At 68.0% G+C, this 18,283-nt stretch carries 12 protein-coding genes and 1 tRNA gene; 2 read left to right on the top strand and 11 right to left on the bottom strand.

All coding sequences use genetic code 11. From position 1 onward, the window contains the following. Positions 1-284: 284 nt before the first annotated feature. From NF556_RS04405 to rplJ, 4 genes are all read right to left on the bottom strand, one after another. Positions 285-4,190: a DNA-directed RNA polymerase subunit beta' gene (locus tag NF556_RS04405; protein WP_252594286.1), complete on the bottom strand. Its 3,906-nt coding sequence runs from the start codon at positions 4,188-4,190 to the stop codon at positions 285-287. A 176-nt stretch (positions 4,191-4,366) separates the two neighbouring features. Further along, positions 4,367-7,852 carry a DNA-directed RNA polymerase subunit beta gene (gene rpoB / locus NF556_RS04400; protein ID WP_252594285.1) on the bottom strand — a complete coding sequence of 1,162 codons (3,486 nt, stop codon included), beginning with the start codon at positions 7,850-7,852 and terminating at the stop codon, positions 4,367-4,369. Between the two features lie 597 nt (positions 7,853-8,449). Continuing rightward, positions 8,450-8,839, bottom strand: coding sequence for a 50S ribosomal protein L7/L12 (gene rplL / locus NF556_RS04395; RefSeq protein WP_252594284.1), 390 nt, complete (start codon positions 8,837-8,839; stop codon positions 8,450-8,452). Between the two features lie 88 nt (positions 8,840-8,927). Then, entirely contained in the window at positions 8,928-9,599 is a 672-nt protein-coding gene (rplJ, locus tag NF556_RS04390) for a 50S ribosomal protein L10 (protein WP_252594283.1), read from the bottom strand. A 346-nt stretch (positions 9,600-9,945) separates the two neighbouring features. Between rplJ and NF556_RS04385 the strand changes: the two genes are divergently transcribed. Then, positions 9,946-11,925 carry a hypothetical protein gene (locus NF556_RS04385; protein ID WP_252594282.1) on the top strand — a complete coding sequence of 660 codons (1,980 nt, stop codon included), beginning with the start codon at positions 9,946-9,948 and terminating at the stop codon, positions 11,923-11,925. A gap of 45 nt (positions 11,926-11,970) precedes the next feature. Here NF556_RS04385 and NF556_RS04380 read toward each other — a convergent pair whose 3' ends face one another. The 7 genes from NF556_RS04380 to NF556_RS04350 all read right to left on the bottom strand — a co-directional run bounded on the left by NF556_RS04380 (position 11,971) and on the right by NF556_RS04350 (position 16,944). Next, complete coding sequence (locus tag NF556_RS04380; RefSeq protein WP_252594281.1) at positions 11,971-12,600, bottom strand: VOC family protein; 630 nt, start codon at positions 12,598-12,600, stop codon at positions 11,971-11,973. A gap of 60 nt (positions 12,601-12,660) precedes the next feature. Continuing rightward, positions 12,661-13,671: a GTP pyrophosphokinase gene (locus NF556_RS04375; protein WP_289781776.1), complete on the bottom strand. Its 1,011-nt coding sequence runs from the start codon at positions 13,669-13,671 to the stop codon at positions 12,661-12,663. 377 nt (positions 13,672-14,048) lie between these two features. Further along, entirely contained in the window at positions 14,049-14,759 is a 711-nt protein-coding gene (rplA, locus tag NF556_RS04370) for a 50S ribosomal protein L1 (RefSeq protein WP_252594280.1), read from the bottom strand. A 115-nt stretch (positions 14,760-14,874) separates the two neighbouring features. Further along, positions 14,875-15,306, bottom strand: coding sequence for a 50S ribosomal protein L11 (rplK, locus tag NF556_RS04365; RefSeq protein WP_252594279.1), 432 nt, complete (start codon positions 15,304-15,306; stop codon positions 14,875-14,877). A 275-nt stretch (positions 15,307-15,581) separates the two neighbouring features. Further along, complete coding sequence (nusG, locus tag NF556_RS04360; RefSeq protein WP_252594278.1) at positions 15,582-16,472, bottom strand: transcription termination/antitermination protein NusG; 891 nt, start codon at positions 16,470-16,472, stop codon at positions 15,582-15,584. Between the two features lie 81 nt (positions 16,473-16,553). Continuing rightward, entirely contained in the window at positions 16,554-16,802 is a 249-nt protein-coding gene (secE, locus tag NF556_RS04355) for a preprotein translocase subunit SecE (protein ID WP_252594277.1), read from the bottom strand. Between the two features lie 69 nt (positions 16,803-16,871). Further along, positions 16,872-16,944 (bottom strand) — tRNA-Trp (locus NF556_RS04350). A gap of 117 nt (positions 16,945-17,061) precedes the next feature. Here NF556_RS04350 and NF556_RS04345 point away from each other — a divergent pair. Then, positions 17,062-18,279: a pyridoxal phosphate-dependent aminotransferase gene (locus NF556_RS04345; protein WP_252594276.1), complete on the top strand. Its 1,218-nt coding sequence runs from the start codon at positions 17,062-17,064 to the stop codon at positions 18,277-18,279. Positions 18,280-18,283 lie beyond the last annotated feature (4 nt).

Genomic DNA, 18,283 nt, shown 5'->3' with positions numbered 1-18,283 from the left:
AGGATCCATGCACCTGCGCTCCGCATCAACGACTTCGGGCGAGAACCTGTGAACGATCCATGCACCTGCGCTCTGCATCACCGACTTCTGGCGAGAACCTGTGAAGGATCCATGCACCTGCGCTCTGCATCACCGACTTCTGGCGAGAACCTGTGAACGATCCATGCACCTGCACCGGGTCGCGCGACCCAACCAACGACCGGACCCGACCAACGACCAAGGGGCGGGTATGCCGAAGGTGAGCTTCGGCATACCCGCCCCTGGGCGGTGGTGCAGTCAGTCGATCAGAAGCGGTCGTCTCCGACAGACAGGTCGTCCAGTCGGACGGCCTCGCCCGAGCCCGGCCCGAAGGCGGGGTACTCGAACTGGTCGTAGTCCGGGACGGCGTAGGCCGCTGCCTTGGCCTCCTCCGTGGGCTCCACGGTGAGGTTGCGGTAACGCGGCAGACCCGTGCCAGCCGGGATCAACTTGCCGAGGATGACGTTCTCCTTCAGGCCCAGCAGCGGGTCGGACTTGGCCTGCATGGCCGCCTCCGTGAGCACCCGGGTGGTCTCCTGGAAGGACGCCGCGGACAGCCACGAGTCGGTGGCCAGCGAGGCCTTCGTGATGCCCATCAGCTCGGGACGACCCGAGGCCGGCTTGCCGGACTCGGACACGACGCGACGGTTCTCGGTCTCGAAGCGACCACGCTCGACCAGCTCACCCGGCAGCAGCTGGGCGTCACCGGCCTCGATGATCGTGATCCGGCGCAGCATCTGCCGCACGATGACCTCGATGTGCTTGTCGTGGATCGACACACCCTGCTGGCGGTAGACCTTCTGGACCTCATCGACCAGGTGCTGCTGGGCAGCACGCGGGCCGAGGATGCGCAGGACCTGCTTGGGGTCGATCGCACCCTGGACCAGCTGACGGCCGACCTCGACGTGCTCGCCGTCGGCAACCAGCAGACGCTGCCGCTTGGTGACCGGGTAGGCGTGCTCCTCGGAGCCGTCGTCGGGCACCAGCAGGATCCGACGGGACTTGTCGGTGTCCTCGATCTGGACGCGACCGGTGGCCTCGGCGATCGGGGCGACCGCCTTCGGCGTGCGGGCCTCGAACAGCTCGACCACACGCGGGAGACCCTGCGTGATGTCGTCACCGGCCACACCACCGGTGTGGAAGGTGCGCATCGTCAGCTGGGTGCCGGGCTCACCGATGGACTGGGCCGCGATGATGCCGACGGCCTCACCGATGTCGACCAGCTTGCCGGTGGCCAGCGAACGGCCGTAGCACTTGGCGCAGGTGCCGACCAGCGACTCACAGGTGAGCACCGACCGGACCTTGACCTCCGCGACGCCCGCAGCGACCAGAGCGTCGATGACCACGTCACCGAGATCGATGCCAGCCTCGGCCAGCACGGTGCCGTCGTGCTCGACGTCCTGTGCCAGGGTCCGGGCATAGACAGCAGTCTCGACGTCGTCGTGCTCGCGCAGGTCACCGCTCGGCGTCTGCACGCCGATCGGCATCAGGAAGCCACGGTCGGTGCCGCAGTCGTCCTCACGGATGATGACGTCCTGGCTGACATCCACCAGACGACGGGTCAGATAACCCGAGTCGGCGGTCCGCAGCGCGGTGTCGGCCAGCCCCTTGCGGGCACCGTGCGTGGAGATGAAGAACTCCAGCACCGACAGGCCCTCACGGAAGTTGGACTTGATCGGGCGCGGGATGATCTCACCCTTGGGGTTGGCCATCAGGCCACGCATGCCGGCGATCTGACGCAGCTGGAACCAGTTGCCTCGAGCACCCGAGGTCACCATCCGATAGATGGTGTTGTCCTTGGGCATCGTGGTCTCGAGCTCCTTGGCGACCTCGTTGGTCGCCTGGGTCCAGATCTCGATGAGCTCCTGACGGCGCTCGTCGTCGGTGATCAGACCACGCTCATACTGCGTCTGGACCTTGGCGGCCTTGGCGTCATAGGACTCCAGGATCTCGGCCTTGCGCGGCGGGGTCATCACATCGGAGATGGCCACCGTCGTGCCCGAGCGCGTCGCCCAGTGGAAGCCGGTGTCCTTGAGCGAGTCAAGGGACGCCGCGACCTGCACCTTGGTGTAGCGCTCGGCCAGGTCGTTGACGATCGAGGAGAGACGCTTCTTGTCGACCACGTCGTTGACGAACGGATAGTTCGGCGGCAGCGCGTTGTTGAAGATCGCGCGGCCCAGCGTGGTGTTGACGATGAACTCGGACGCGATCCCGTCCTCGGTCACCTCGTTGCCCTCGGGCAGCTCGTGACCCAGCGGTGCGGCGGTGTCCCGCACGCGCAGCCGGATCGGCGTGCCGATCTCGATGGCACCCGCGTCGTAGGCCATCCGGGCCTCGGCGATCGAGGTGAAGGACCGCACCGGCCCACCATCCTCGGCCACCTCTGGCGTGCCGAACGTCTCCGAGGTCAGGTGGAACAGACCGATGATCATGTCCTGGGTGGGCATGGTCACCGGGCGACCGTCGGCCGGCTTGAGGATGTTGTTGCTCGAGAGCATCAGGATCCGGGCCTCGGCCTGCGCCTCTGCCGACAGGGGCAGGTGCACGGCCATCTGGTCACCGTCGAAGTCCGCGTTGAAGGCGGTGCAGACGAGCGGGTGGATCTGGATGGCCTTGCCCTCGACCAGCTGCGGCTCGAAGGCCTGGATGCCCAGGCGGTGCAGCGTGGGCGCACGGTTCAGCAGCACGGGGTGGTCGGTGATGACCTCCTCGAGCACGTCCCACACCACGGAGCGGCCGCGCTCGACCATCCGCTTGGCGGACTTGATGTTCTGGGCGTGGTCCAGGTCGACCAGGCGCTTCATCACGAACGGCTTGAACAACTCCAGCGCCATCTGCTTGGGCAGACCGCACTGGTGCAGCTTCAGCTGCGGGCCGACGACGATGACCGAACGGCCGGAGTAGTCGACGCGCTTGCCGAGCAGGTTCTGACGGAAGCGACCCTGCTTGCCCTTGAGCATGTCGGACAGCGACTTCAGCGGCCGGTTGCCCGGGCCGGTGACGGCGCGACCGCGGCGACCGTTGTCGAACAGCGAGTCGACGGCCTCCTGCAGCATCCGCTTCTCGTTGTTGACGATGATCTCCGGCGCACCCAGGTCAAGCAGTCGCTTGAGCCGGTTGTTGCGGTTGATCACGCGACGGTAGAGGTCGTTGAGGTCGGAGGTCGCGAAGCGGCCACCGTCCAGCTGCACCATCGGACGCAGGTCCGGCGGGATGACCGGGACGCAGTCCAGGACCATGCCGTCGGGGTTGTTGTCCGTCGTCAGGAACGAGGTGACGACCTTGAGGCGCTTGATGGCGCGGGTCTTCTTCTGGCCCTTGCCGGTGGCGATGATCTCGCGGAGCAGCTCAACCTCGGCCTCGAGGTCGAAGTTCTGCAGGCGCTTCTGCAGCGCCGCAGCACCCATGCCGCCCTCGAAGTACATGCCGAACCGGTCACGCATCTCGCGGTAGAGGATCTCGTCACCCTCGAGGTCCTGGACCTTGAGGTTCTTGAACCGGTCCCAGACCTGGTCGAGGCGCTCGACCTGCTGGTCCGCGCGACGACGGATCTGGTTCATCTCCCGCTCGGCGCCGTCCTTGACCTTGCGCCGGGCGTCGGCCTTGGCACCCTCGGCCTCGAGCTCGGCCAGGTCGGCCTCGAGCTTGACGGCGCGGGTGTTGACGTCGGCGTCACGACGGTCCTCGAGCACCTTGCGCTCGGAGTCGATCTCGGCCTCGAGCGAGGGCAGCGCCTGGTGGCGGCCGTCCTCGTCCACGGACGTGATCATGTAGGCCGCGAAGTAGATGACCTTCTCGAGGTCCTTCGGGGCCAGGTCGAGCAGGTAGCCCAGACGGCTGGGGACACCCTTGAAGTACCAGATGTGGGTCACCGGAGCGGCGAGCTCGATGTGGCCCATCCGCTCGCGACGCACACCGGCGCGGGTCACCTCAACGCCGCAGCGCTCACAGATGATGCCCTTGAAACGGACGCGCTTGTACTTGCCGCAGTAGCACTCCCAGTCACGGGTCGGACCGAAGATCTTCTCGCAGAAGAGCCCGTCCTTCTCCGGCTTCAGGGTGCGGTAGTTAATGGTCTCGGGCTTCTTGACTTCGCCGTGGCTCCAGCGACGGATCTGCTCCGCCGTGGCCAGGCCAATCCGCAACTCGTCGAAAAAGTTGACGTCGAGCACGTGGGTCCTCTCGTGAGACTGAACTCGTCTCAGTTAGGTCGTACAACAGTTCTTAGTGGCGTATGCCGTGGAGCCGGTTGGTCCGACTCGTGACGTCCTGCCGTGGCGTCGCAGGTCGTATGCCGCGGTGCCGGCCCCGGCGCACCGGTGAGGGTGAGCGCGGGGCCGGCCATGCGTCATACCTCTTCGACGGAGCTGGGCTCGCGGCGCGAGAGGTCGATCCCGAGCTCCTCCGCTGCGCGGAAGACCTCCTGGTCGGACTCGCGCAGGTCGATCTGCGTGCCGTCTGAGGACAGGACCTCAACGTTCAGGCAGAGCGACTGCATCTCCTTGATGAGCACCTTGAAGGACTCGGGGATGCCCGGCTCCGGGACGTTGTCGCCCTTGACGATGGACTCGTAGACCTTCACGCGGCCCGTCACGTCATCGGACTTGATGGTGAGCAGCTCCTGCAGGGCGTAGGCGGCGCCATAGGCCTCCAGGGCCCAGACCTCCATCTCGCCGAAACGCTGACCACCGAACTGCGCCTTACCACCCAGCGGCTGCTGCGTGATCATGGAGTACGGACCAGTGCTGCGCGCGTGGATCTTGTCATCCACGAGGTGGTGCAGCTTCAGGATGTACATGTAGCCCACCGAGACCGGCTCGGGGTAGGGCTCGCCGGAACGACCGTCGAACAGACGGGCCTTGCCGGACTCACCGATCAGACGCTCGCCAGAAGCCGACGGGGTGGTCGACTCCAGCAGGCCGGCGATCTCGTGCTCGGTCGCACCGTCGAACACCGGGCTGGCCACGCGGCTGCGCGGCGGGGCAGTGTGCGCGTCGGCGGGGATGCCGTTGGCCCACTCGGCGCCCTCGGCGATCTCCCAGCCCTGCGCCGCGGCCCAGCCGAGGTGCAGCTCCAGGATCTGACCGACGTTCATCCGGCCGGGCACACCCAGCGGGTTGAGCACGATGTCGACGGGCGTGCCGTCCTCCATGAACGGCATGTCCTCGACGGGCAGGATCTTGGAGATGACGCCCTTGTTGCCGTGGCGGCCAGCGAGCTTGTCACCATCGGTGATCTTGCGCTTGTTGGCGACATAGACGCGCACCAGCTGGTTGACGCCCGGGGGGAGCTCGTCGCCCTCCTCGCGGTCGAAGACCTTGACGCCGATGATCGTGCCGGTCTCGCCGTGCGGGACCTTCATCGAGGTGTCGCGGACCTCACGGGCCTTCTCACCGAAGATGGCGCGCAGCAGGCGCTCCTCCGGGGTCAGCTCGGTCTCACCCTTGGGCGTGACCTTGCCGACCAGCAGGTCGCCGTCGCGGACCTCGGCACCGATGCGGATGATGCCGCGCTCGTCCAGGTCGGCCAGCACCTCGTCGGAGACGTTCGGGATGTCCCGGGTGATCTCCTCCGGCCCCAGCTTGGTGTCGCGGGCGTCGATCTCGTGCTCCTCGATGTGGATCGAGGAGAGGACATCGTCCTGCACCAGACGCTGGGAGAGGATGATCGCGTCCTCGTAGTTGTGGCCCTCCCACGGCATGAACGCCACGAGCAGGTTGCGCCCCAGTGCCATCTCGCCGCCGTCGGTCGCGGGACCGTCGGCCAGCAGGTCGCCGGCCTCGACGCGGTCACCCTGGTTGACCTTGGCCTGCTGGTTGTAGCAGTTGCCCTGGTTGGACCGGGTGAACTTGGAGATCTTGTAGGACTGGTAGGTGCCGTCGTCGTGGGCGACGGTGACCAGGTCGGCCGAGACCTCCTGGACCACGCCCGCCTTGGCGGCACGCACCACGTCACCGGAGTCGAGCGCCGCGCGGTGCTCCATGCCGGTGCCGACCAACGGCGCCTCGGCGCGCACCAGCGGCACGGCCTGACGCTGCATGTTGGCGCCCATGAGCGCACGGTTGGCGTCGTCGTGCTCCAGGAACGGGATCATCGCGGTGGCCGCGGACACCATCTGACGTGCGGACACGTCCATGTAGTCCACGTCGCCGGCCGGGACGTCAGTGGCCTCCCCGCCCTTGGTGCGGACCAGGATCCGCTCCTCGGCGAAGGTGCCGTCCTCGGTGAGCTCGGCGTTGGCCTGCGCGATGACGAAGTGGTCCTCCTCGTCCGCGGACAGGTAGTCGATGTCGTCGGTGACCCGACCCTCGATGACCTTGCGGTAGGGGGTCTCCACGAAGCCGAACGGGTTGATCCGGCCGTAGGAGGCCAGCGAACCGATCAGACCAATGTTGGGACCCTCAGGGGTCTCAATCGGGCACATGCGGCCGTAGTGCGACGGGTGGACGTCACGGACCTCCATGCCGGCGCGGTCACGGGACAGACCGCCGGGGCCCAGCGCCGACAGGCGACGCTTGTGGGTCAGACCCGACAGCGGGTTGTTCTGGTCCATGAACTGCGACAGCTGGCTGGTGCCGAAGAACTCCTTGATGGAGGCGACGACCGGCCGGATGTTGATCAGGGTCTGCGGCGTGATGGCCTCGACGTCCTGGGTGGTCATCCGCTCGCGGACGACGCGCTCCATGCGCGAGAGCCCGGTGCGGACCTGGTTCATGATCAGCTCGCCGACCGAGCGCAGACGGCGGTTGCCGAAGTGGTCGATGTCGTCGACCTCAACGCGCAGCTCCTCGGTCTGACCGTTGCGGACGATCTCCATCGAGTCCTCGCCGGCGTGCAGCGCGACGAGGTACTTGATGGTGGCGACGATGTCGTCGACGCCCAGGACGGACTCGTTCAGCGGAGCCTCGACACCCAGCTTCTTGTTGATCTTGTAGCGACCAACCTTGGCCAAGTCATAGCGCTTGGGGTTGAAGTAGAGGTTGTCGAGCAGGGTCTGCGCGGCCTCCTTGGTCGGGGGCTCGCCCGGACGCAGCTTGCGGTAGATGTCCAGCAGCGCCTCGTCCTGGTCGGCCGTGTGGTCCTTCTCCAGGGTGGCGCGGATCGACTCGTAGTCGCCGAACTCCTCGAGGATCTGGGCCTCGGTCCAGCCCAGGGCCTTCAGGAGCACCGTGACCGACTGCTTGCGCTTGCGGTCGACGCGCACGCCGACCTGGTCACGCTTGTCGATCTCGAACTCCAACCAGGCACCCCGGCTCGGGATGATCTTGGTGGAGTAGATGTCCTTGTCGGCCGTCTTGTCGAGCGAGCGCTCGAAGTAGACGCCCGGGCTGCGGACGAGCTGGGACACCACGACACGCTCGGTGCCGTTGATGATGAACGTGCCCCGGTCGGTCATGAGCGGGAAGTCGCCCATGAAGACCGTCTGGGACTTGATCTCACCGGTGGTGTTGTTGATGAACTCCGCGGTGACGAACAGCGGAGCGGAATAGGTCATATCCCGCTCCTTGCACTCCTCGATGGAGTACTTCTGCTCCTCGAAGCGGTGGTCCCGGAATGACAGGGACATGGAGCCGGAGAAGTCCTCGATCGGGGAGATCTCCTCAAAGATGTCCTCGAGACCGGAGCGGTCGGGGACGTCATACTTGCCGCCGTCCTTCGCGGCAGCGACGCGAGCCTGCCAGTCCTCGTTTCCGAGCAACCAGTCAAAACTCTCCGTCTGGAGCGCCAAGAGATCCGGAACCTCCAGCGGCTCCCGGATCTTGGCGAAGCTCAAACGGCCAGAAGCCGTCCGAGCGGTGGACACAGTCGTCTTCGCAGTGCGCGAGGCAGCCAAGGATTGGTCCTTCCACAGGCCTAACATGAGCAGCGGGTCAGCAACTGCTCCGGCCCACGACCACACTCAAGTTGGACCAGACGCAACGATGCGGGGGTCTGGACCTCAGATAGTGGGTGCGGCACGGGACAAGGGCAGCGCAAAGAGATAGCATACACGAAAGGCCGGTCGGGTCCAACCGCCCCCTCGCGGTGACCCACGCCGGCGCGTGATGACGGCACTGAGGATGCCCTCGAACGCCCCTGTTCGTCAAGCCATCCCCCGGCGTGTCCAGTGAAATCGCCGTGCACCAGCACTCTTTCCCTGCCCCACGCCCCGGTGCGGCACAGAGCGAGCCAGCCCTCGGCATACGTCCCCTCTTCGCCGCCGATGGCGTGCATTCAAACAGGTGACGTGGGAGTCCGCGAGCAGGGGCAGCTCGCTGACCTGCAGAAACGCGCAGGGCCCTGTGACTTCGCCTGTTTGAATGTCCGCCCTGGCGGCAAGCGACGCAGAACGGGCGGGTCTGGGACGTGGCAACGCAGAACGGGCGGGACCGACCAGTGGTCAGTCCCGCCCGCTTCGCAAGGCGTCACCGGGTCATCGACCCGGCACGTGTCACTTGAGGGTGACGGTGGCTCCGGCGCCCTCGAGCGCCTCCTTGGCCTTCTCGGCGGCGTCCTTGTCGACACCCTCCAGGATCGGCTTCGGGGCGCCATCGACGAGGTCCTTGGCCTCCTTCAGGCCCAGGGAGGTCAGCGAACGGACCTCCTTGATGACCTGGATCTTCTTGTCGCCAGCGGACTCGAGGACGACGTCGAACTCGCTCTGCTCCTCGACAGCAGCGGCCTCGCCGCCGCCTCCGGCGGGAGCAGCGCCCGCGACGGCAACCGGGGCCGCTGCGGTGACGTTGAAGGTCTCCTCGAACTGCTTCACGAACTCGGAGAGCTCGATCAGGGACATCTCCTTGAAGCTCTCCAGGAGCTCCTCGGTGGTCAGCTTCGCCATGGTGGCGTTCCTTCCTAGTGGTGCCGTGAGTGGCGGTGTGTGGTTAATGCCTTGACGGGTTCCGGGCTGTGACACCCGAAGGCTCGTCTCAGCTGTCGTCGCCACCCTCGGCGACGTCGGTGGTGGTCTCCTCCGCAGCGGCCGGGGCCTCCGCGGTCTCGACCGGTGCCTCGTCCGCAGCGGCCGGCTCGGCCTCTGCGGTCTCGGCGGCAGCGGAATCCGCCGCAGATCCTCCCTGGGGACCTTCCTGCTCGACCTTCGCGCGGAGCGCGTCGACCACGCGAGCCGTCTGAGACAGCGGCGCGGCGAACAGGTAGACGGCGTTCGTCAGCGAGGCGTTCATGGCCCCGGCCAACTTGGCCAGCAGGGTCTCGCGCGACTCAAGGTCGGCGAGTTTGGTGATCTCCTCGGAGCTCAACGGCTTGCCGTCGAGCACACCCGCCTTGATCACCAGGTCAGGGTTGGCCTTGGCAAAGTCACGCAGGCCCTTGGCAGCCTCGACCGGGTCACCGGTGACGAAGGCGATCGCAGTGGGGCCCTGCAGGTGCTCGTCAAGGTCGGTGACTCCGGCCTCGTTGGCAGCAAGCTTGGTGAGCGTGTTCTTCACCACGGCATAGGTCGCGTGCTCGCGGATCGAGCCTCGCAGCTCGGTCAGCTGGGCCACGGTCAGTCCGCGGTACTCAGTGAGCACGGCCGCACCCGAGTTGCGGAACAGGTCCGTCATCTCGGCAATGGCAGCAGCCTTCGCAGCAGTCGCCATGGGGCCTCCTTCATCGTGGTGCCGGCACCCTCCCGGTCCGACGACAAGAGCCCCGGCGCAGGCGCACGGGGCTCGTATGACAGCACGGATGCCGTCCAGCTCAGTTCACCTGCGCAGGTCGCCCGCATCGTGCGGATCCTTCGGTCGAGGCGCCCTCGCGGGCACGCCGACAACCGGCGGTCATTGGGTATGGCCCCACTCTAGCGGCAGCCGGGTCACCCGGACAAATCACCGCGACACATCACCGCCTCGACTCACCCAGGGTGTCACGGCCGGACAGTCGTTGACCCGTCCGCGTTGCCCGCTCGGCCACCCTGCGTTCACCGACCACGCCTAGTCTCACCCTGTGATCGGCCGCACGCGGGTCTCCAGGGCCCCCTCAGACCTCTCCGCCATCCGGGCCTGGCTCAAGAGCCTGGACGGAGAGGACTTCGTGGCGCTCGCGCCGGCGAGCGCCCGGGGCGGACCCTATGACGCCGACGACGTGCACGTGACGGCGGCTGAGGTCCTGCGCGACCGGGAGCTGCCAGCGGACACGCCCTACATCGGCTGGCACGCCCAGACGCAGGCCTGGGACCGCAAGGGGCGCCTCATCGACCTGCAGATGGTCTATTTCGGCGGCGACCGCGCCCGGGTGCGCGAGCGCCTGGAGACCATCCCCGACCCCTTCGAGATCGGTGGCGGCAGCACCGACGAGGAGGCCTTCCACATCGGGCCGCGCTTTGACGCGGCAGCGATTGATCGCACTCGTCCCGAGCAGGTGGCGGCCGCCCTGGAGCCGCTGCACCACGGGCACTGGCGCGACGGGGACCTGCGCTTCCGCCTCGACCGTCAGGTGGGAGCCTCGGCCCTCGAGTGGCTCCACAGCGTGGTCACCGATCCGGCGATCGAGGCCGAGCACCGGGGCACCGCCTTCGAGCTGCTCGCCGCCAGCGAGGCAGTGACGCCCCAGGAGTTGGTCGCCATCCACGCCGAGGTCGCGTCGGCCTATGCCCAGCCCGGCGAGGGACACCCACCCTGGTATGCCGCGGCCACCTCACTCATCCCCCTCCTGTTGGAGCATGGGCGAGCGAGGGAGGCGGGCCTGCTGGCTGCGCGTGCTGCGGCACGGCGGCCAGAGGGGTGGGAGGCCGAGCTCTTCGCGCTCGCCGCACCGTCGCCAGAGACCCTGGCGGTCGCCGGGGAGCTCGGGCTGCACCTGGCGGAGGCCCGGATCCGAGCAGCCCTGGCCGGCACCTCGCCCCGGGCTGAGGCGATCGCGGTGGCCGAGCGGGTCCGCGCCACCGCAGACTCGGCGACAACGGAGCTGGACGCACTGGTGAGCTCGCTCCCCCAGGTGGGCGGTGTTCCCGCGCCGGTGGGGACGGTGGCGCCCCTGGAGCAGAGCGCGCGGCGGTGCAGCGAGGTCCTCACCGACCCGGCTGTGCCTGCCTGGCTGCTCAACCGGGTGCGCCGCAAGGCGGCCCCCGACCTGGCGGACCTGCAGGCCGATGGTGAGTGGGCGGCATACTCCCGCAGTCCATTTCACGACGAGAGTCGTGACGACCTGCGAGGGCTGGCCGCGGCCCTGGCCGCGAGCGCGCAACGGCTGGCGGATGAGCTCGGCGACGCCGCCCTGGCCTGGGAACCCCCGGCGACCGACTCCAAGTATTCGCTCTGGAAGACCCTGGATGAGGTGCGGGACCTCACCAACAGCCAGGAGGCGTGGTTCCGTGCGACGCTGCTCGATCCGCCGCCCGGGGCCGCCGCTGAGCTGGACGCCTATCTGCTCGAGCCGCTGGTCGCGAGCAGGCGATTCACCCGGGAGGACGCCGACGCGCTGCTGCCGGGCTGGCGCAAGCGGCTGGCCCGCAAGCACGACACCTATCAGCCGGTCCAGCCCGCGCTGCTGAGTTTCGTGCTCGGGCTGCAGGCCGTCGACCACCCGAAGGCCGAGCACGTGCGGTCCACGGTCCTTGGGCTCAAGCCGGTCTGGGCCCGCGGGATCCAGCACGTGCTGCGAGCCTTCGCCGACGGCGATCCTCGCCCCGAGCTGCGGCGCCTGGTCGCCGCCACGCACCTGCAGGAGCAGCACGGAGCCGCCGTGGGGCTGGTGCTCAGCGAGGCCCGGATGACCGGGGTCACCCCGCTGGAGGCCCTCGCCCGCACCCACGCGGACCTGCCGCGCGGCGTCGATGTCCGGTCGCTGGGGCTGGAGCTGGCCTCTGCGCAGCCGCGCCTGCTCAACGACAACGTGCAGGACTCCCCCGGTCGCCGGGAGCTGGCCGAGCAGATCGTTGCCGACGTGTCGCTGCCGGAGAGTTTCCGAGCCCGCTTCGGCGGGTGACGGCGTTGCCTGGGCGGGTGACGCCGTTGTCTAGCCGAGCGTTGTCTAGCCGAGCGTGACGCTGCCCTCGTCCGTGGCGATCACCAGGGACATCCGCACGGGCTCGGCGACGCGGAGCTGGATCGGACCACGTGGCGCGTCGAGCGCCTCCAGGGCACTGCTGAGGCGCGCCGCCTGCGGGTGTCGCAGCCGCACTGTCACGAGCTTGACGGCCGGCAGTCCCTCGCTCGGGTGCGGCGTGCTCCCCCAGTCGATGAGGAAGGGCACCATCCCGTCCAGACTCGTGCCGAGCGAGGTGAGCTCCCACGACAACTCCTCGCCGTCCGGTCGCCTCCGGCTCATCGGACGGGGGTCGCCCGGGTCGAGGCCGCGCTCGCGGGCCCGCGCCACCCGCTCGGGCAGGCCCTGGGCCCGCAGCGCCCAGCCGGTCAGCGTCGGCTCGGTGACCTCGTCCACGCGGAACGGGCGCGGTTGGGCAGGGTCGGGTTGCTCGGGGTCTGGTGCGACCAGCTCAAGATAGCGCTGGCCACCGAGGCCGAGCAGCGAGTTGCGCGTGCCCACTCCCGGGTGGGCACCGCCTGGCTGAGGCCGTATGCCGAGGTGCGCCTCGGCATACTCCTCAAGCTCGGTGAGGTCCGGTCCGGCCAGGACGATGTGGTCAATCTGTGCCCGCATGACACTCCTGTCTGTTCACAACCCATTCTGCTCAATCACAGTCAACTCGAGCAGGACAACTCAGTCGAGTTTGGTGAGCCGCTCGCGCAACTGCTCCACGCGATGGTCGTTGCCGTGGAGGGTGATGTAGTCGCCACCGTAGACAGCCAGCAGGGCGTCATCGAGCCGGCGCACGGCTGCTGGCGGATAGCGATAGCCCATCCGGGCGGTGATCTGCTCGCTGTCTGTGCCCGCCAGCACCTGGGCCAGCTCCTCGAGCGAGGCGATGCCCAGCTCGAGGAGGAGCCCTGAGATCCAGGTGTAGTGCTCGGTGCGCGACCAGCCTGCATCCGGATAGGCACCCGCGAGGAACTTGGCAAGGTCCTGGGCGCTGAGGCGCGGGTCACTCTCGTCCGGCTCGTCCCCCGGGTGCTCGGGCATGGTGGCCTGCAACCGGTCGCGGATCGCGGAGAACTCCTTGTCTGCGAGCTCGAGCAGCCCCGCGGCCAGCGTGAAGCGCCGGTTCAGGTCGGGAGCGTGGGCCTCTGGGACCGTGCCCTTGTAACGGATGTCGTGCTCGAACTCGGCCCACGCGTGCTGCAGCACCGTGCGCACCTGCACCGACGCGGTGAACGTGCGCAGTGCCTCCTGCTCAGGGGTCAGCGTGCGGCTGGCGTCCACGGCGACCACCAGGTGCCGGCTCGAATAACCCCAACGCCCCTGATCGGCCGTCTCCTGCCCCATGTCCCGGTCATCGAGCACCGTCAGTTCCCCCGAGAGCAGCTGCGCGACCGCGTCCACGTCGTCGCGGACATAGGTGATCACCCGCAGCCCGATCTGGTCGGTGATCTGCTCGAGCGGATCGGGATAGAGCAGTCGGCCGTCCACCATGCGAGCGGCCTTGCCGGCGAAGCTCTCCACGGACTTGGTGCGCCCGGTGACGGTCAGATAGTTGATGCCAGCATCGTCCAGGGCCGAGGTGACCAGCACGATGAACCCCTCGGTGGCCCGCTCCAACGCGGGCTGCCGCTCGACATAGTGCCGGACCGCCTCGCGCACCCGCTCCGAGTCCGGCACGTCGGTCGTCGTCATGCCCTCATCCTGCCACCGCGGGCGCGCCCTCTTGTCGTCCCGCCCTGCCACGGCGCGCGCGCCGCTGCGCTGCCCCGAGCTGCCCCGGGCGGCCGGGCGGGTCTCAGGGCGTGCAGCCAAACAGGCGAAGTCACCACGCTCCCGACGTTTGCGCAGGTCAGCGCCATGCGGCCGAGAGCGCGAGGTGACGTTACCTGTCTGGGTGCACGGTTCGGCTGGGCAACGAGCAGTCCAAGCCAGACGAAGGACGGCCGCGGACAGCGCGGCGCCGGACACACGACAGGGGCGGCCCCGGACACACGACAGGGGCGGCCCCGGACAGACGACAGGGCCGGGTGAGCGTGTGCTCACCCGGCCCTGTCGGCGGTGTGGTCAGGTCACTCCGTGGTGGCAACCAGGGTGGACACGCGCGCGGGGTCGAGCGGGATGCCCGGGCCCATCGTGGTGCTCATCGTGGCCTTGGCGACATAGCGGCCCTTGGAGGAGGACGGCTTCAGTCGCATGACCTCGTCGATCGCTGCGCCGTAGTTCTCCGCCAGCTGCTCGGCACCGAACGACGTCTTGCCGATGATGAAGTGCAGGTTGGCGTGCTTGTCGACACGGAACTCGATCTTGCCGCCCTTGATGTCGGAGACAGCCTTGGCGGTGTCCATCGTGACGGTGCCGGTCTTGGGGTTCGGCATGAGACCACGCGGTCCCAGCACCTTGCCCAGACGGCCGACCTTGCCCATCAGGTCCGGGGTGGCCACGACGGCGTCGAAGTCGAGCCAGCCACCGCTGACCTTCTCCAGCAGGTCGTCGGAGCCGACATAGTCAGCGCCGGCCTCGCGGGCGGCGTCGGCCTTGTCGCCGTTGGCGAAGACCAGGACGCGGGCGGTCTTGCCCGTGCCGTTCGGCAGGTTGACGGTGCCTCGGACGAGCTGGTCGGCCTTGCGCGGGTCAACGCTCAGCCGCAGGGCGACCTCGACGGTTGCGTCGTACTTGGTGGTCGAGGTCTCCTTGGCCAGGGCGATGGCCTCGACGGGGGTGTAGAACTTGCCGTCCTCGATCTTCTCGGCGGCGGCGTTGTAGGCCTTGCTGCGCTTCATGCGTGCTCCTTGGTGTGAGGTGGAGTTGTGGTCTGCGGACCAGCGCTGGTCCTGCCACGCGAGGGAAACCCCTCTGGTATGCCGAGGCGCACCTCGGCGGTGAAGGTCGAGGGCGTCAGCCCTGGACCGTGATGCCCATCGACCGGGCGGTGCCGGCGATGATCTTGGCGGCCTGGTCGATGTCGTTGGCGTTGAGGTCAGCCATCTTGGACTCGGCGATCTCGCGCACCTGAGCCTGGGTCAGCTTGGCGACCTTGGTCTTGTTCGGCTCACCCGAGCCCTTGGCGACGCCGGCAGCCTTCTTGATCAGCTCGGCAGCCGGCGGGGTCTTGGTGATGAAGGTGAAGGAACGGTCCTCGTAGACCGTGATCTCGACCGGGATGACGTTGCCACGCTGGGACTCCGTCGCGGCGTTGTAGGCCTTGACGAACTCCATGATGTTGACGCCGTGCTGGCCAAGGGCCGGACCGACGGGCGGGGCCGGGGTGGCCGCACCGGCCTGGATCTGCAGCTTGATGAAGCCGGAGACCTTCTTCTTGGGGGGCATATCTCTTCCTCTTCGTTGTGGGCCTACGCCGTGGGCGATGACCCGGTTGCACTCCGAAAGACGGAGTCTTTCGGAGTCCGAGGCCGTCTGCGGCCTCGGAAGTCCTGTTCAATTGTGCGGCACGCGGAGCGTGCCTCCTAACCCGTGGACGAAGTCCGCGCCCCCGGGCGAAGCCCGGTCAGGGGGCAGTCGGGGGACGGAGTCCCCTGACCGTGGGGGCAGTCGGGGGACGGAGTCCCCTGACCATGGGGGGGAACTAGGGGGGCGGAGCCCTCCTAGAGTTTCGAGACCTGGTTGAACGACAGCTCGACCGGTGTCTCGCGGCCGAAGATGGAGACCAGCACCTTGAGCTTCTGGCTCTCGGGGATGATCTCGGAGATCGTGGCGGGCAGGGTCTCGAACGGACCCTCCATCACCGTGACGGACTCGCCGACCTCGAAGTCGACCTCCGGGGAGGCGGTGCGGGTGGCGGGGGTGGCGGAGCCGCCCGTGCTGCCCTCGCCCTGGTCGGTGGTCTCCGGGGTCTCGAACACCGGGGCCAGCATGGTGATGACCTCGTCGATGCTCAGCGGCACCGGCTGGTGCGCGTTGCCGACAAAGCCGGTCACGCCGGGGGTGTGCCGGACGGCGCCCCACGACTCGTCCGTCAGGTCCATGCGGACCAGGACGTAGCCAGGCATCCGCACGCGACGCACCTGCTTGCGGACACCGGACTTGATCTCGGTGACCTCCTCCATCGGCACCTCGACCTGGAAGATGTAGTCCTCCATGTTGAGGCTCGTGGACCGGGTCTCCAGGTTGACCTTCACGCGGTTCTCGTAGCCAGCGTAGGAGTGGACGACATACCAGTCACCGAACTGGGACTGCAGGCTCTCGCGGAACTCCTCCATCGGGTCACCGGCGGGCGCCTCGTCCGAGGACTCCTCGGCACCGTCGACGTCCTCAGCCTCTGCATCCTCAGCTTCTGCGTCGGCCTCGGTGGTGTCGGCCTCAGCCGCAGCGTCCTCCTCAGCCGCAACCTCAGCGGCGGGGGCCTGCTCGGCCTGCCCCTCGGCATACTCCGGGGCGTCTTCCTCCGGGGCGCCGCCCTCAGCGCCGTCGATCGCCGACTCGGTCGTCTCGTCGACCTCGGGCGTCTCGTCGACGTTGTCTGACTGCTCGGGCATGGCTACTTCCTTACTACTGACGGGAGCGGAGCGGTCGTCGCGGCGACCGTGGAGGGTCGGCTGGCCGACCACGAGGGTCGGTCAGCTGCCGAAGGTGAACTCGACGAGCCGGGTGAAGATCTGGTCAACACCGACAACGAACCCCATGATCACCAGCACGAACACGAACACGACGATGGTGTAGGTGATCAGCTCGCGCTGCGTCGGCCGGTGCACCTTGCGCAACTCGGCAATGACCTGGGCGACATAGGTGCTGGGGCTGGGCGACCCTCCGGACTGCGCATTGCCCCTGCCGACACCCTGGGTGTCGCGGGCGCTTGTCTCAGACACGGATAACCTTCCTTCGCCCCACGTGGTGGGCCTGTCGTTGTCGGCCGCGACCAGTGCGGTCGCGTCGCGCAGGGCACGAGGGACTCGAACCCCCAACCCCTGGTTTTGGAGACCAGTGCTCTACCAATTGAGCTAGTGCCCTTCGGTTGCCGGGCCTGGGTGGGCAGGCGCCAGCATGGGATGCGTCAACATCCGAGGGTCCATCCTACGCGATGAGGCGGGTCGGTGCTAACCAGGTGACCGGTGCAAGAATGGCCACGTGACTCAGAGGACCCCCAAGCCCCGCATCTCCACCCGCATCGGCTCGATCGCCGAGTCGGCCACCCTGGCGGTCGACGCCAAGGCCAAGGCCCTGAAGGCACAGGGCCGACCAGTGATCGGCTTCGGTGCCGGCGAGCCTGACTTCCCGACGCCGGACTACATCGTCGCCGCGGCGATCGCCGCCGCCCAGGACCCGGTGAACCACCGCTACTCCCCCGCCGGTGGCCTGCCGGACCTCAAGGCCGCCGTGGTCGACAAGACCCAGCGCGACAGTGGGTATGCCGTGGAGCCGGCCAACGTGCTCATCACCAACGGCGGCAAGCAGGCTGTCTACAACACCTTCGCCGCCCTGCTCGACCCGGGCGACGAGGTCCTGCTGCCCACGCCCTACTGGACCACCTATCCGGAGTCGATCCGGCTGGCTGGCGGCGTGCCCGTTGACGTCTTTGCCGGCGCAGACCAGGGCTATCTGGTGACCGTTGACCAGCTCGAGGCGGCCCGCACGGACCGGACCAAGGTGTTGTTGTTCTGCTCGCCGTCCAACCCGACCGGTGCGGTCTATCCGCCCGAGCAGGTCGAGGCGATCGGCCACTGGGCCCTGGAGCACGGCATCTGGGTGGTGACCGACGAGATCTATGAGCACCTGCTCTATGACGGCGCCGCCGCCCCGTCAGTGCCGGTGGCCGTGCCCGAGCTCGCCGACACCTGCGTCGTGCTCAACGGTGTGGCCAAGACCTATGCGATGACCGGCTGGCGGGTGGGCTGGATGATCGGCCCCAAGGACGTGGTCAAGGCCGCGACCAACCTGCAGTCCCACGCGACCTCCAACGTGGCCAACGTGTCCCAGCGGGCCGCGATCGCCGCCCTCCAGGGCTCGCTCGAGGCTGTCGACGAGATGCGCACAGCCTTTGATCGTCGCCGCCAGACCATCGTGTCGATGCTGAACGAGATCGACGGTGTCGAGTGCCCCACACCGCAGGGTGCCTTCTACGCCTACCCGAGCGTTGCGGGCGTGCTCGGGCGCACCATCCGGGGCCGCACCCCGCAGACGTCCGTCGAGCTGGCGGAGATCATCCTCGAGGAGGTCGAGGTCGCGGTGGTGCCCGGTGAGGCCTTTGGGCCGTCCGGCTATCTGCGGCTGTCCTACGCCCTGGGAGACACCGACCTCGCCGAGGGCGTCGGCCGGATCCAGGAGCTGCTGGGCGAGGCCCGCTAGTCGG

Source organism: Ornithinimicrobium faecis, assembly GCF_023923225.1.
In the GTDB taxonomy this organism is placed as follows: Bacteria; Actinomycetota; Actinomycetes; order Actinomycetales; family Dermatophilaceae; genus Ornithinicoccus; species Ornithinicoccus faecis.
Note: the sequence above shows the minus strand (reverse complement) of the source record. Positions and strands in the feature narration are given on the sequence as shown.

Bases quoted from the DNA above. Each gene is read 5' to 3' on its own strand.
- rplL (WP_252594284.1), bottom strand. From the start codon at position 8,839: ATGGCGAAGCTGACCACCGAGGAGCTCCTGGAGAGCTTCAAGGAGATG.
- rplJ (WP_252594283.1), bottom strand. From the start codon at position 9,599: ATGGCGACTGCTGCGAAGGCTGCTGCCATTGCCGAGATGACGGACCTG.
- NF556_RS04380 (WP_252594281.1), bottom strand. From the start codon at position 12,600: ATGCGGGCACAGATTGACCACATCGTCCTGGCCGGACCGGACCTCACC.
- NF556_RS04375 (WP_289781776.1), bottom strand. From the start codon at position 13,671: ATGACGACGACCGACGTGCCGGACTCGGAGCGGGTGCGCGAGGCGGTC.
- rplA (WP_252594280.1), bottom strand. From the start codon at position 14,759: ATGAAGCGCAGCAAGGCCTACAACGCCGCCGCCGAGAAGATCGAGGAC.
- rplK (WP_252594279.1), bottom strand. From the start codon at position 15,306: ATGCCCCCCAAGAAGAAGGTCTCCGGCTTCATCAAGCTGCAGATCCAG.
- nusG (WP_252594278.1), bottom strand. From the start codon at position 16,472: ATGCCCGAGCAGTCAGACAACGTCGACGAGACGCCCGAGGTCGACGAG.